The sequence below is a fragment of the Ottowia sp. genome (genome assembly GCF_047601385.1).
Classification (GTDB): Bacteria; Pseudomonadota; Gammaproteobacteria; order Burkholderiales; family Burkholderiaceae_C; genus Ottowia.
On record NZ_JASGJP010000001.1, the window covers coordinates 129929 to 144872 of the forward strand.

The 14944-nt window shown below is 68.5% G+C and carries 12 protein-coding genes; 11 read left to right on the top strand and 1 reads right to left on the bottom strand.

The annotated features are described in order from the left end of the window. The first annotated feature begins 4 nt into the window (after positions 1-4). The 11 genes from QM772_RS00570 to QM772_RS00620 all read left to right on the top strand — a co-directional run bounded on the left by QM772_RS00570 (position 5) and on the right by QM772_RS00620 (position 13430). Positions 5-1300: a branched-chain amino acid ABC transporter permease gene (locus QM772_RS00570; RefSeq protein ID WP_415133127.1), complete on the top strand. Its 1296-nt coding sequence runs from the start codon at positions 5-7 to the stop codon at positions 1298-1300. Then, the gene (locus QM772_RS00575) at positions 1297-2070 is read left to right on the top strand and encodes an ABC transporter ATP-binding protein (RefSeq protein ID WP_415133129.1); all 774 of its coding nucleotides are present in this window, start codon (positions 1297-1299) and stop codon (positions 2068-2070) included. The genes QM772_RS00570 and QM772_RS00575 overlap by 4 nt, the downstream gene beginning before the upstream one ends. Before the next feature lie 12 nt (positions 2071-2082). Further along, on the top strand, positions 2083-2778 hold the full coding sequence (locus QM772_RS00580; RefSeq protein ID WP_415133131.1) for an ABC transporter ATP-binding protein: 696 nt from the start codon (positions 2083-2085) through the stop codon (positions 2776-2778). A gap of 194 nt (positions 2779-2972) precedes the next feature. Beyond that, positions 2973-5084 (top strand): 3-hydroxyacyl-CoA dehydrogenase NAD-binding domain-containing protein, encoded by a 2112-nt coding sequence (locus tag QM772_RS00585; protein WP_415133133.1) that lies wholly within the window; start codon positions 2973-2975, stop codon positions 5082-5084. A 58-nt stretch (positions 5085-5142) separates the two neighbouring features. Continuing rightward, positions 5143-6318, top strand: coding sequence for an acetyl-CoA C-acyltransferase (locus tag QM772_RS00590; protein WP_415133135.1), 1176 nt, complete (start codon positions 5143-5145; stop codon positions 6316-6318). Between the two features lie 70 nt (positions 6319-6388). Further along, entirely contained in the window at positions 6389-8218 is a 1830-nt protein-coding gene (locus QM772_RS00595; protein ID WP_415133137.1) for an acyl-CoA dehydrogenase, read from the top strand. Positions 8219-8231: 13 nt separating this feature from the next. After that, positions 8232-9026, top strand: a complete 795-nt coding sequence (locus QM772_RS00600) for an SDR family oxidoreductase (RefSeq protein WP_415133139.1) — start codon at positions 8232-8234, stop codon at positions 9024-9026. 122 nt (positions 9027-9148) lie between these two features. Then, positions 9149-9574, top strand: a complete 426-nt coding sequence (locus tag QM772_RS00605) for a PaaI family thioesterase (RefSeq protein ID WP_415133141.1) — start codon at positions 9149-9151, stop codon at positions 9572-9574. Between the two features lie 73 nt (positions 9575-9647). Continuing rightward, a complete protein-coding gene (locus QM772_RS00610) occupies positions 9648-10664 on the top strand; it encodes an NADP-dependent oxidoreductase (protein WP_415133143.1) in 1017 nt (338 codons plus the stop codon). A gap of 18 nt (positions 10665-10682) precedes the next feature. After that, positions 10683-12326, top strand: coding sequence for an isovaleryl-CoA dehydrogenase (locus tag QM772_RS00615; RefSeq protein ID WP_415133145.1), 1644 nt, complete (start codon positions 10683-10685; stop codon positions 12324-12326). Positions 12327-12518: 192 nt separating this feature from the next. Further along, a complete protein-coding gene (locus tag QM772_RS00620; protein WP_415133147.1) occupies positions 12519-13430 on the top strand; it encodes an SDR family oxidoreductase in 912 nt (303 codons plus the stop codon). A 185-nt stretch (positions 13431-13615) separates the two neighbouring features. Here QM772_RS00620 and QM772_RS00625 read toward each other — a convergent pair whose 3' ends face one another. Then, the gene (locus QM772_RS00625; protein WP_415133149.1) at positions 13616-14890 is read right to left on the bottom strand and encodes a tetratricopeptide repeat protein; all 1275 of its coding nucleotides are present in this window, start codon (positions 14888-14890) and stop codon (positions 13616-13618) included. Positions 14891-14944: the final 54 nt, after the last annotated feature.

A 14944-nucleotide genomic window follows, 5' to 3' on the forward strand; every position in this document is an offset into this window, starting at 1 on the left:
TGCGATGACCGCTGCTTCCATCCATTCGTCCGATCCGCGCACACGCTGGATCATCTGGTCGGCCTTCGCCCTGTTGCTGCTGGTGGCGCCGCTGGTGTTCCCCGGCGATCTGGGGCTGTCCATGCTGTGCCAGATCGGCATCGCGATCATCGCCTGCCTGTCCTACAACGTCCTGCTGGGGCAGGGCGGCATGCTGAGCTTCGGCCACGCCGTCTACACCGGCCTGGGGGCGTTCGTCGCCATGCATGCCCTGAACGCCTTCTCCGACGGCAAACCCTCGGCCGTGGCGGTCATGCTGCTGCCGCTGGTCGGCGGCCTGGCGGGGCTGTTCTTCGCCGCCCTGCTGGGCTACGTGACGACCAAGAAGTCGGGCACCACCTTCGCCATGATCACGCTGGGCATCGGTGAACTCGTGTTCGCCATGTCGCTGATGATTCCCGAGTTCTTCGGCGGCGAGGGCGGCGTGTCCGGCAATCGCATGACCGAGCCGCTGCTGGGCATCACCTTCGGCCCGCAGCGGCAGGTGTACTACCTGATCGCGGTCTACACCTTCCTGTCGGTGGCGGCGATGTACGCCTTCACGCTCACGCCGCTGGGGCGCATGCTGAACGCGGTGCGCGACAACCCGGAGCGGGTGGAATTCGTCGGCTACAACGCGCAGCGCGTCAGGTACCGGGCGTTCCTGGTGGCGGGCTTCTTCGCCGGCATCTCGGGGGGCCTGGCGGCGCTCAACTTCGAGATCGTGACCGCCGAGGTGGTGGGCGCGGCGCGCTCGGGCGGCTACCTGCTGTTCACCTTCCTGGGCGGGGCGACCTTCTTCTTCGGCCCCATCATCGGCGCGGTGCTCATGGTGCTGGCGGCGGTGCTGTTCTCCGAGATCACCAAGGCCTGGCTGCTGTACCTGGGCCTGATCTTCATGTTCATGGTGATGTACGCGCCTGGCGGCATTGCCAGCCTGATCATGATGAACGTGCGCATCGCTGCCTTCGGGCGCCTGCGCGAGCTGCTGCCGCACTACCTGTCGATGACCCTGGCCGCCGTGGTCGCGCTGCTCGGGTTCTCGGCGCTGATCGAGATGATCTACCATCGCCAGCTCGAAGGCGCGTCCGGCGGGGCCCTGGGCTTCCTGGGCATGACGCTCGACACCGGCAACGCGCTGCACTGGCTGTCTGCGGCCGTCGTGGCTGCCATCGGGGTCGGCCTGTTCGAATGGGCGCGGCGGCGCTTCCAGGTGCGCTGGAACGCGGTGCACGAGGCGATCGAGCAGGCGACGAAGCAACGGCAGGAGGCCAGCGCATGAGCAGTTTTGCCCTCGAACTGAAGGACGTGCGCAAGAGCTTCGGCAAGACCGAGATCATCCGCGGCGTCAACCTGGCCGTACAGCCGGGCGAGCGGGTGGCGGTGATCGGGCCCAACGGTGCCGGGAAGTCCACGCTGTTCAACCTGATCAGCGGGCGCTTCGCGCCCTCCAGCGGTGAAATCTGGCTGGGCGCGCACCGCATCGACGGCAAGCAGCCATACGAGATCAACCGGCTCGGGCTGTCGCGCAGTTTCCAGATCACCAACATCTTTCCCAAGCTCAGCGTGTTCGAGAACCTGCGCTGCGGCGTGCTGTGGAGCCTGGGCTACCGCTACACCTTCTTCAAGTTCCTGGCCAACCTCCATGATGCCAACCAGCGCGCCGAGGAACTGCTGCGCATGATCCACCTGGAGCGCAAGCACGACGTGCTGGCCATGAACCTGACCTATGCCGAGCAGCGCGCGCTGGAGATCGGCGTGACCATCGCCGGCGGCGCCAGCGTGGTTCTGCTGGACGAGCCGACCGCCGGCATGAGCCGCAGCGAGACGCAGCACTTCATCGAACTGATCCGCGAGGTGACGGTGGGCAAGACGCTGCTGACGGTGGAGCACGACATGGGCGTGGTGTTCGGCCTGGCGGACAAGATCGCCGTCGTCGTCTACGGCGAAGTGCTGGCGTTCGATACGCCCGAGGCGGTGCGCGCCAACGCGCGCGTGCAGGAGGCTTACTTGGGTTCGCACGTGGCGGAAAGCCAGGCGGCCGGTCACTGAACGGGGCGAGCGATGCTGACTGTGGACAACCTGCACGCCTACTACGGCAAGAGCCACGTGCTGCACGGGGTGAGTTTCAAGGTGCAGCCGGGCGAAATCGTCGCGCTGCTGGGGCGCAACGGCTCCGGCCGCTCCACCACTGCCAAGGCCGTCATGGGCATGGTGCAGGCCGAGGGGCGGGTGGACTGGAAGGGCCAGCGCCTGCTTGGCCGCAAGCCGTTCGAGGTCGCGCACCTGGGCCTGGGCTACGTGCCCGAGAGCCGCGACATCTTTCCCAGGCTCACCGTGTACCAGAACCTGCTGCTGGGCCAGAAGGGCTCGGGCAAGGGCAGCCGCTGGAGCTTCGACGACATGTACGCCATGTTCCCGCGCCTGAAGGAGCGCGAGCACACCGAGGCCGGCGTGCTCTCCGGCGGCGAGCAGCAGATGCTGACGCTGTGCCGCACGCTGATGGGCGACCCGGAGCTGATCATCATCGACGAACCCACCGAGGGCCTGGCGCCCAAGATCGTGGAACTGGTGGGCGAGTACCTGCTCAAGCTGCGCGAGCGCGGCATCGCCGTGCTGCTGATCGAGCAGAAGCTCACCATCGCCATGCACATCTCCGACCGCGCGCTGGTGATGGGCCACGGCAGCATCGTGTTCGACGGCACGCCCGACGCACTGCGCGCCGACGCCGCGACCCGCAAGGAATGGCTGGAGGTGTAGCCGCCCCATCCTTGGGGCGCCGCCGGCCTTTGCGCAGGCGTTAAGCTACGGGGCTGGCCTGCGGTGGGCTGATCGCCGTGTTTGTCCCAGCCGTGACAAACCGGGTTTGCAGCCACCCCATGCATCTTTGACAATGCGGCGGCCGATCCCGGCCCGCTGCGCCTTTCCCCGCTAGACCCAAGGAACCAAGCTCCATGACCGCTGAATACAAAGTCCACGGAGACGTCGCCGTCATCACCCTGAACAACCCGCCCGTCAACGGCCTCGGCTACGAGACCCGGATCGGCATCACCAGCGCGCTGGAAAAAGCCAATGGCGACCCGGCCGTCAAGGCGGTGGTGCTGACGGGTGGCGGCAAAGCCTTCTCGGGCGGCGCCGACATTCGAGAGTTCGGCTCGCCCAAGGCATCGCAGGATCCCAACCTTCTGGGTGTCATCAGCGCCATCGAATATTCCACCAAGCCCGTGGTGGCGGCCGTGCACAGCGTGGCCATGGGCGGCGGCCTGGAACTGGCGCTGGGCTGCCACTACCGCATCGCCGCGCCTGGCGCCAAGATCGCGCTGCCCGAGGTCAAGCTGGGCCTGATCCCCGGCGCCGGCGGCACCGTGCGGCTGCCGCGCGTGCTCGGCGTGGAGGCGGCGCTGAACATGATCGTCAGCGGCGAGCCCGTCAACAGCGAGATGCTGGCCATGCTGCCCGGCCAGAAGCTGTTCGACCAGCTCAGCGCTTCGCCCGAATCGCTGGCCGAGGAGGCCATGGCCCTGGCCCGCAAGGTGGCCGCGCAGCACGCCGACGGCTCGCCGCTGCCGCTGGTGCGCGACCTGCCGTGCAAGCACAAGGACGGCGACGCCTACTTCCAGTTCGCGCGCAACATGGTCAAGGGCATGGCCAAGAACTTCCCGGCGCCCCCCAAGTGCGTGGACGCGGTGGAGAACGCCACCAAGTACAAGTTCGACGACGCGCTGGCCAAGGAGCGCGAGATCTTCACCAGCCTGATGCTCACGCCCGAATGCAAGGCGCTGCGCCACATCTTCATGGCCGACCGCGCGGCGTCCAAGATTCCCGACGTCGGTGACGACGTGAAGCCGCGCGCCGTGGCCAAGGTGGGCATCGTCGGCGCCGGCACCATGGGCGGCGGCATCGCCATGAACTTCCTCAACGCTGGCATCCCGGTCACCATCCTGGAGACCAAGCAGGACGCGCTGGACCGGGGCCTGGCCACCGTTCGCAAGAACTACGAGGGCCAGGTCAAGAAGGGCAAGCTGAAGGCGGACAAGTACGAGCAGCGCATGGCCCTGCTCACGCCCACCCTGAGCTACGACGACCTGAAGGACGCCGACCTGGTGATCGAGGCCGTGTTCGAGGATCTGGGCGTCAAGGAAGCCGTGTTCACCAAGCTCGACGAGGTGGCCAAGCCCGGCGCCATCCTGGCCTCCAATACCTCCACGCTCGACGTCAACAAGATCGCCGCCTTCACCAAGCGTCCGCAGGACGTGGTCGGCACGCACTTCTTCAGCCCGGCCAACGTGATGAAGCTGCTGGAGGTGGTGCGCGGCGCCAGGACCGCCAAGGACGTGCTGGCCACCGTGATGGCCGTGGCCAAGAAGATCAAGAAGACCGCCGTGGTGGTGGGTGTGTGCGACGGCTTCGTCGGCAACCGCATGATCGAGGAATACTCGCGCCAGGCTGGCTTCCTGCTGGACGAGGGCGCCTCGCCGCAGCAGATCGACAAGGCCATCGAGAAGTTCGGCTTCGCCATGGGCCCGTTCCGCATGGGCGACCTGGCGGGCAACGACATCGGCTGGGCGATCCGCAAGCGCCGCTACGTCGAGCGCCCGGACATGAAGTACAGCGCCAGCGCCGACCGGCTGTGCGAGCTGGGCCGCTTCGGCCAGAAGACCGGCGCCGGCTGGTACGACTACCAGCCCGGCCAGCGCGACGCGCTTCCCAGCCCCGTGGTGGACAAGCTGATCGACGAGCACCGCAAGGCGCTGGGCATCACCCCGCGCAAGATCGGCGACCAGGAGATCGTCGAGCGCCTGGTGTATGCGCTGGTCAACGAAGGCGCGCGCATCCTCGAGGAAGGCATCGCCAGCAAGGCCAGCGACATCGACATGGTGTACCTCACGGGCTACGGCTTCCCGCTCTGGCGCGGCGGTCCCATGCTGTACGCCGACCAGGTGGGCCTGTACAACGTGGCGGAAGCCATGAAGCGCTTCGCGCGCAACCCGCACGACGACGCCAAGTTCTGGGAGCCGGCCCCGCTGCTGAAGAAGCTCGTCGCCGAGGGCAAGAATTTCAATTGATTTCGGCCGCCAACGCCCGTCAGGCAAGCGCCAACAGCTATCGAATCAGGAGTATCCAATGACCAAGGCCGTCATCGTTTCCACCGCCCGCACGCCGCTCGCCAAGAGCTGGAAGGGGGGCTTCAACATGACCCATGGCGCCACGCTCGGCGGCCATGCGGTACAGCACGCCATCCAGCGCGCCGGCATCGACGCCGCCGAGGTGGACGACGTGATCCTGGGCTGCGCCAACCCCGAGGGCGCCACCGGCATGAACATCGCGCGCCAGGCCGCGCTGATGGCCGGCTGCCCCGTCACCACCTCGGGCATGACGGTGAACCGCTTCTGCTCCTCCGGCCTCCAGACCATCGCGCTGGCCGCGCAGCGCATCATCGCCGGCGAGGCCGACGTGTTCGTGGCCGGCGGCGTGGAGAGCATCTCCTGCGTGCAGCAGGAGATGAACATGCACATGCTCCAGGACCTGGCGCTGGCCAAGAAGAAGCCCGAGATCTACTGGAGCATGCTGCAAACCGCAGAGCAGGTCGCCAAGCGCTACGGCATCGGCCGCGAGGTCATGGACGAATACGGCGCCGCCAGCCAGCAGAAGGCCGCCGCCGCGCGCGCCGCTGGCAAGTTCGACGCCGAGATCGCGCCCATCACCGTCACCGCCGGCGTGGCCGACAAGACGCTGGGCCTGATCACCAGGCAGGTCACCGTCAGCCAGGACGAGGGCATCCGCGAAGGCACCACCGCCGAAGGCATCAGCGGCATCAAGCCCGCGCTGCCGGGTGGCCTGATCTCGGCCGGCAATGCCAGCCAGTTCTCCGACGGCGCCGGCGCCTGCGTGGTGGTGGGCGAGGACTACGCCAGCAAGAAGGGCCTCAAGCCCCTGGGCCGCTTCCTCGGCTTCGCCGTGGCCGGCTGCGAGCCGGACGAAATGGGCATCGGCCCCGTCTTCGCCGTGCCCAAGGTGCTGGCCAAGCTGGGCCTGAAGGTCAGCGACATCGACCTGTGGGAACTGAACGAAGCCTTCGCCGTGCAGGTGATCTACTGCCGCGACAAGCTGGGCATTCCCAACGACCGCCTGAACGTCAACGGCGGCGCCATCGCCCTCGGCCACCCCTACGGCGTGAGCGGCCAGCGCCTGACGGGCCACGCGCTCATCGAAGGCAAGCGCCGCGGCGCCAAGCGCGTGTGCGTGACCATGTGCATCGGTGGCGGCATGGGGGCCGCCGGCGTGTTCGAAGTGCTGTGACGCAGCTCCTGTAATAATAGCTGCCAGCGCTTGCTGGGTGGGCGCAGCAGCCATTTTTGATGTATAGAAAATGACGCTGCGTTCCACGCTCGACTTCCTCCTGTACGACTGGCTGAACGCGGAGGCGCTCACCGCGCGCCCGCGCTTTGCAGAACACTCGCGCGAAACCTTCGACGCGGTGATGGACACCTGCGAGCGCATCGCGCGCGAGAAGTACGCGCCCTTCAACCGTCTGGTCGATACGCAAGAGCCGCGCACTGAACAGAACCCCGACGGCAGCCTGCGCGTGGTGCTGCCCCAGGCCACGCACGACGCGCGCCAAGCCTACGCCGACTCCGGCATGCTGGCCGCCGCGCAGGACCATGAGCATGGCGGCATGCAGCTGCCCTACCTGGTCGAGGCGGCGGCGGGCGCCTTCTTCGGCAAGGCGTCGATCAGCATCGGCGCCAACCTGCTCACCGTGGGCAACGCCAACCTGCTGATGGCGCACGGCACCGAGGTGCAGAAGCAGGTCTTCGCCGCCAACGAGTTCAACGGCCGCTGGGCCGGCACCATGTGCCTGAGCGAGCCGCAGGCCGGCTCCTCCCTGAGCGACGTCGCCACCCGCGCCGTGCTGGAGGACGCCCACGACCCGCTGGGCCCGCGCTACCGCCTCAAGGGCAACAAGATGTGGATCTCGGCCGGCGAGCACGAGATGACGGAGAACATCGTCCACCTCGTGCTGGCCAAGATCCCCGGCCCCGACGGCAGGCTGCCGCCGGGCGTCAAGGGCATCTCGCTCTTCATCGTGCCCAAGAAGCTGGTCGATACCGAGGGCAACCTGACCGGCGTGCGCAACGACGTGGCGCTGGCCGGCCTCAACCACAAGCTGGGCTGGCGCGGCACCACCAACACGCTGCTCAATTTCGGCGAGGGGCAGTTCAAGGTCGGCGGCCAGCCCGGTGCCGTCGGCTACCTGGTCGGCCAGCCCGGCGAGGGCCTGCGCTGCATGTTCCACATGATGAACGAGGCGCGCATCGCCATCGGCTTGGCCGCCACCATGCTGGGGCTGGCGGGCTACGAGGCCTCGCTCGACTACGCGAAGACGCGCACGCAGGGACGCCCGCTGGGTGCGGGCGGCAAGGACGCCAGCCAGCCGCCGGTGCGCCTGATCGAGCACGCCGACATCCGCCGCATGCTGCTGATCCAGAAGTCGTATTGCGAAGGCGCCCTGGCCCTGCTGCTGTACTGCGCCCGCCTGGTGGACGAGCAGCACACCGGCACGCCCGAGTCCGCCGACGAGGCGCGCCTGCTGCTGGAGGTGCTCACCCCCATCGCCAAGAGCTGGCCGAGCGAGAACTGCCTGGAGGCCAACAGCCTGGCCATCCAGATCCACGGCGGCTACGGCTACACGCGCGACTTCCCGGTGGAGCAGTACTGGCGCGACAACCGCCTGAACATGATCCACGAGGGCACGCACGGCATCCAGGCGATGGACCTGCTGGGCCGCAAGGTGCTGATGGAAGGCGGCCGCGGCCTCGCGCTGCTGGCCGGGCGCATCAACGCCACCATCGAGCGCGCGTTGCCGCAGCCGCCGCTGGCCGAACAGGCCAACGCCCTGGCCGCCGCGCTGGCGCGCGTGGGCAAGGCCACCAAGGCCGCCTGGGCCAGCGGCAACCCCACCGAGGCGCTGGCCAACGCCGTGCCCTACATGCAGGCGTTCGGCCACGTCGTCATCGCCTGGATCTGGCTGGACCTGGCGGCTTCCGCCGATGCTTCAAAATCAGGAGCTGCCAGCGCAGGCGTGGCGGGCTCTGCGGCCTATTTCTATCGATACGAACTGCCCAAGATCGACGCCTGGCTGCGCGTGGTGGAAAGCCGCGACATGACCTGCGCCGAGCTGCCCGAAAACGCTTTCTGAAGGAGATCACCACATGCCCCGCACCGTCCAGCAGCTGTTCGACCTCAAGGGCAAGACCGCCCTCGTCACCGGCGGCTCGCGCGGCCTGGGCCTGCAGATGGCCCATGCGCTGGGCGAGGCCGGCGCGCGCATCATGCTCAGCGCGCGCAAGGCGGCCGACCTGGAGCAGGCCGCGGCCGAGCTGCAAGCGGCCGGCATCGACGCGCGCTGGATCGCCGCCGACTGCGCCAAGGAGGAAGACACCCGGCGCCTCGCCGACGAGACGCTGGAGCGCATGGGCGCCGTCGACATCCTCGTCAACAACGCCGGCGCGAGCTGGGGCGCCCCGGCCGAAGACCACCCGGTCGAGGCCTGGGACAAGGTGATGAACCTCAACGTGCGCGGCTACTTCATCCTCAGCCAGCAAGTCGCCCGGGGCTACATGATCCCGAAGAAGACGGGTGCGATCATCAACGTCGCCTCCATCGCCGGCCTCAACGGCAACCCGGTGGACATGAAGACCCTGGCCTACAACACCTCCAAGACGGCGGTGATCGGCTTCACCCGCACGCTGGCGGCCGAGTGGGGGCGCTTCGGCATCCGCGTCAACGCCATCTGCCCGGGCTTCTTCCGCACCAAGATGGCCTCCGGCCTGATCGACATGCTGGGCGAGGACAAGATGAAGGCCGGCGCGCCCCTAGGCCGCCTGGGCGACGAAGAAGACCTGAAGGGCCTGACCCTGCTGTACGCCAGCGATGCCGGCAAGCACATCACCGGCCAGTGGCTGGCGGTGGACGGCGGTACCAGCGTGGTGCTCGGCGCTGCCTGAACATGGCCCCCACGCTCCCCCGCTTCGCGTGGTGCGCTGCCCCCCGAGGGGGCTCCGGCCGCCTTGGGAGCGGCCCGGCGGCGGCCGGGGCGGGTCTCCTGCTCTCCCACTAAGCTTCGGCCATGAGCCTCGACTTCGGCATCCCCGTCCCGTTCGTCCAGCACCTGGGCTTCACGCTGGAGAAGTTCGCGGACGGCGAGTCGGAGCTGCGCTTCGCGCCGCGCCCCGAGCACTGCAATTCCTTCGGCGTGACGCACGGCGGCGCGGTGATGACCTTTCTCGACGTGGTCATGGCCGTCGCGGCGCGCAGCGTGCAGCCGGATTCGGGCGTGGTCACCATCGAGATGAAGACCAGCTTCATGCGCCCGGCGCCGGCCGCCGCCGGCACGGCGCTGGTGGGGCGCGGCCGGCTGCTGCACCGCACGCGCAGCATGGCCTTCGTCGAAGGCTCGGTATTCGATGGTGAAGACCGCTTGTGCGCGCAAGCCACCGGCACCTTCAAGTACGTGCCGCGCGCCGCCGGACAGGGGCCGCTGCCCACCGATTGAATTTTTTAATCAAAACAGCCTCCAGCGCCCGCCAGACAAGCGCTGGCAGCTATCAACCCAGGAGCAAACTTCCATGCCGACCAACCGCCAGATCCTTCTCGACAACCGCCCCGAGGGCGAAGCCACGGCCAGCAACTTCAAGCTGGTCAGCACCGAAACCCCTGCGCTGCAAGACGGCCAGGTGCTGGTGCGCCACCACTACCTCAGCCTCGACCCGTACATGCGCGGCCGCATGAACGACAGCAAGAGCTACGCCGCCAGCCAGCCCGTGGGCGAGGTGTTCCAGGGCGGCACCGTGGGCGAGGTGGTGGAAAGCCGCCACCCCAAATACGCCGTGGGCGACAAGGTGGTCGGCTTCGGCGGCTGGCAGGAGTGGAGCGTGGTCGATGCCGCCAAACCCGGCATGCTGAAGAAGGTGGACACCAGCCGCGTGCCGCTGTCGCACTACCTGGGCGCCGTCGGCATGCCCGGCGTGACGGCCTGGTACGGGCTGGTGAAGATCATCGCGCCCAAGGCGGGCGAGACGGTGGTCATCTCCGCCGCCTCGGGCGCCGTGGGCAGCGCCTTCGGCGCGCTGGCCAAGGCGCGCGGCTGCCGCGTGGTGGGCATCGCCGGCGGGCCGGACAAATGCAAGTACGTGACGGACGAACTGGGCTTCGACGCCTGCATCGACCACCGCGTGCACGGCGACCTGAAGGCCATGTCCAAGGCGCTGAAGGAAGCCTGCCCGAACGGCATCGACGGCTACTTCGAGAACGTCGGCGGCTACATCCTCGACGCCGTGCTGCTGCGCACCAACGCCTTCGCCCGCATCGCCCTGTGCGGCATGATCGCCGGCTACGACGGCCAGCCGCTGCCCTTGCAGAACCCGGCGCTGCTGCTGGTCAACCGAATCAAGCTGGAAGGCTTCATCGTCAGCGAGCACATGGAGGTCTGGCCCGAGGCCCTGGCCGAGCTGGGTGAGCTGGTGGGCAGCGGCAAGCTGCGCCCGCGCGAGAGCATCGCGCAGGGCATCGAGAACGCGCCCGAGGCTTTCCTCGGCCTGCTCAAGGGCAAGAACTTCGGCAAGCAATTGGTGAAACTCATCTGACCTGAGAGGAGGTGTGTCATGCCCGCGACCCACGAGGTGTTCAATCAGGTTCAGCCGCTCACCGGCGTCAACCTGTTCGAGGGCAACCGCGCGCTGCAAGACGCACTGAAGTTCAACGCGCCCGGGCTGGACGCCGCGCCGCTCGCTGAACTCGGCCGCCTGGCCTGCAGCGCCGAGATGCAGCAGCACGCGCGCCTGGCCAACGCGCACACGCCCGAGCTGCACACGCACGACCGCTTCGGCCACCGCATCGACGAGGTGGAGTTCCACCCCAGCTACCACGCGCTGATGGGCGCCGCCACCCAGGCCGGCCTGCACGGCACGCCCTACGCGGCGGCGGAGCAGGCCAGCGGCCACGCGCACGTCAAGCGCGGCGCGGCCTTCATGCTGTTCACCGAGCTGGAGCCGGCCATCCTGTGCCCCATCTCGATGACCTACGCCGTCACGCCCGCGCTGCGCGACAACCCGGCCATCCACCGCGACTGGGCGCCCAAACTGACGAGCCGCGCCTACGCGCCCGGCGTCCAATCGTGGCGCGACAAGCCCGGCGTGACGATGGGCATGGGCATGACCGAGAAGCAGGGCGGCTCCGACGTGCGCGCCAACACCACGCAAGCGGTGCTCGATGGCGAGGACGGCTGGGGCCGGCGCTACCGCCTGACGGGCCACAAGTGGTTCTTCTCCGCGCCCATGTGCGACGCCTTCCTGGTGCTGGCGCAGAGCGCGGGCGGGCTCTCATGCTTCTTCTTGCCGCGCGTCTTGCCCGACGGCACGCGCAACGTGCTGCGCATCCAGCGCCTGAAGGACAAGCTGGGCAACAAGGCCAACGCCAGCGCCGAGGTCGAGTTCGACGGCACCACCGCCTGGCTGGTGGGCGAGGAGGGCCGCGGCGTGCCGCAGATCCTGGCCATGGGCACCATGACGCGGCTGGACTGCGCCCTGGGCACCAGCGGCCTGATGCGCCAGGCCGTCAGCCAGGCGCTGCACCACACGGCACAGCGCAGCGCCTTCGGCAAGCTGCTGATCGAGCAGCCACTGATGAAGAACGTGCTGGCCGACCTGGCGCTGGAGAGCGAGGCCGCCACCGCCCTGGCCCTGCGCCTGGCGCGCGCCTTCGACCGCGCCGCCGACGAGCACGAGCGCCTGCTGGCCCGCGTGCTCACGCCCATCGCCAAGTTCTGGATCTGCAAGCGCGGCGCCGCGCTGGCGCAGGAGGCGATGGAATGTCTGGGCGGCAACGGCTACGTGGAGGAGGGCGGCGAAGGCGTGCTGGCCCGCATCTACCGCGAGATGCCCGTCAACAGCATCTGGGAAGGCGCCGGCAACATCATGGCGCTGGACCTGCTGCGCGCCCTGCGCAAGGGCGACGTGGCCGCCGCGCTGGCGCGGGAGCTGGCCCCCGCGCGCGGCCAGCACGCCGCGCTCGACCGCCTGGTCGATACGCTGCCCACCCGCGTGGACGGCGGCACCGGCGAGGCCGGCGCCCGCACCCTGGCGCGCGACGTGGCGCTGGCCGTGCAGGCCGCGCTGCTGGCGCAGACCGCGCCGGCCGCCGTGGTGGGGGCTTTCTGCGAGTCGCGCCTGAGGCAGCCGCACGACGTGTTCGGCACTTTGCCGAGCACCACTGATTTCGACACCATCATCCGCCGCGCCATGCCGTGACATGGACCACCCCCAGGCTCCACGCGCTGCGCGCTGTTGCGCCACCCCCCCTTCAAGGGGGCGCAGCCACTGGCCGGGGGAACCCCGGCCACAGCTGCCGCTGGCATGGCCTGCTCCGCGGCCTTTCGCCTCTTGGGTTGACCAAGGCCGCAGGGCATAACTGACTCTCTCTCAACATCAAAGGACTTTCACATGATCCAGGACTTCCAAGGCAAGACCGCCGTGCTCACCGGCGCCGGCTCCGGCTTCGGCCTCGAATGCGCGCGCATCGGCGCCGCGCGCGGCATGAACCTGGTGCTGGTCGATGTGCAGCAGGACGCGCTCGACAAGGTCGAAGCAGAAATGAAGGCCGCCGGCGCGCAGGTCATGTCGCGCAAGGTCGATGTATCCGACGCCGCGCAGATGGAGGCGCTGGCCGCCGCCGTCAAGGAGCGCTTCGGCGCGCCGCACTTCGTCTTCAACAACGCCGGCGTCGGCCACGGTGGCCTGGTGTGGGAGAACACCGTCGCCGACTGGGAATGGGTGCTGGGCGTGGACCTGTGGGGCGTGATCCACGGCGTGCGCCTGTTCGTGCCCATGATGCTGGAGGCCGCCGCCAAGGACCCGTCTTACCGCGGCCACGTCACCAACACCGCCAGCATGGCCGGCCTGCTGACGCCGCCCAACATGGGCATCTACAACGCCGCCAAGGCCGCCGTGGTGAGCCTGACCGAGACCATGTACCAGGACCTGCGCCTGGTCACCGACCAGGTCGGCGCCAGCCTGCTGTGCCCGTACTTCGTGCCCACCGGCATCACGCAGAGTGGCCGCAACCGCCCTCAAGGGGTGGCAGAAGGCAAGCCCACCAAGAGCCAACTCATCGGCCAGGCCATGATCGAGAAAGCCGTCACCAGCGGCAAGGTCACCGCCGCCGAGGTGGCGCACAAGGTGTTCGAGGCCATCAGCGCCGACCAATTCTACGTCTTCAGCCACGAAGGTCCCAAGGCACTGGCCAACGTGACCAGCCGCATGGAGAACATCGTCGCCATCAGGAACCCGGCCGACCCGTTCCTGGCCACGCCCGAGATCGGCGCCAAGCTGCGCGAGGCGCTGCGCGCGGCCTGATTTGCTATTTATATAGCAGCTGCCGGCGCTTTCTGGATAAGCCCTGGAGGCTGATTCCTTATGAATTCGGCGCCAAGACCGTATCGGGGTCATGGCGCAGTTTGCTCTGGTGCCGGTTGGACGTCAGCAGATGGAGCTATCAACCACATGGCAGTCCCGCATGCAACCCTGCTCATGCGGGCTGGCTAGCGACTGACCATGGTCAGCTGGCGGCGCCAGAAGGGCGGCATGAGGTCGTACAGCGGCGTAGGTTCACGATGCATCATGTGCACGGTGCTGACGGCGATGCCGACGGTGGGGATGCTGGTCCGGGCGTCCACATAGGCGAGCTGCTGCATCCAGCCCGGATTGATGCCGCCCCCGGTGGCCGGGCGCGAGTTGATCAGCGCCAGCATGCGCTTTGCCTCGACGCTGCCCTTGGCATCGGCAAGCCGATAGAACCTGATGGCCTCGGCGAAATTGGCCGGCACCCCTTCGCCGCGGTGGTATTTGCGCGCACGCGTCAGCGCTTCGGCCGCATCCTGCGGCGCTGGCGACGAACCGGCCTCGGCGCCAGGGCGCGCGTTGCGGCTGGCCAACTCATGAAGATTGGCGTGGGCGGCCAGCGAATTGGGCCCGGCGCGGCGGAAGTACACCTCGGCTTCTTCCACGCGGTCGTGGGCGGCGGCATCGATGCCCAGCTCGATGTTGGCGTGCATGTCGCCCATGGCTGAGGCTTTTTCCAACAGCCGGCGATTCGCGAGTTGCAGCGTCTGGCTTTCGACCAGGCCGGGCGAAGCCACCTGCAAGGGCGTCTGGCGCGTGGCCAGCACCCATTCCAGATACTGCGCCCGGGCTGGCTGGCGTGCTCGAAGCTGAGCAATCGCGCGCGCCGCCGCACCCGCATCCGGTGGGCCGACGCAACCGTCGATGTGGCACCACGCCAGCCCCGCGAAGGCCCAGGGCTCGCGATTGAAGCGCGCCGCCTGCTCGAACCAGCGCTGCGCCAGCGCGGCGTCCCGGCGCATGCCGGCGCCGTGCAGATAGATCAGGCCAAGCTGCCACGCGGCCTGCGCGGACGCCGCCGTGCCGCCGATGTTGCGCGGTGCTCCGGCGGTCTGCATCAGCTGCTTCAATGCCTTGTCCACCGTCGAAGCCGTGGCATCCGGCTCCACCAGCGACTGGACGGAGACGGGCGGCGGCAGGATGCGGGGCTGGTCGTCGCGCGGTCTGGGCTGGATGACGGCCTGGGCGGCCGGCGCCGATTCGATGGTCACGGTGCCGGAGGGGGCGCTCTCTATGCGCGGCTGCGCCTGTGGCACGACCACCAACTGGGCAACCAGCGCAGGGCGTGCACGCGCGTCGGCCGCCTGGGGCAAGGCCATCGCCAGCGCCACCCCTGCTGCCACGGCCCAATACCCTGCCGGGCCCATCGGCCTGCCGCGCAGGCCGCAGCGCGCTGGCGCCGTGGCTGCCTTCAAGTCTGGATATCGGCAATTCATGTGGCGATCCTGTCTCGATCGTCGGTTCGCGCC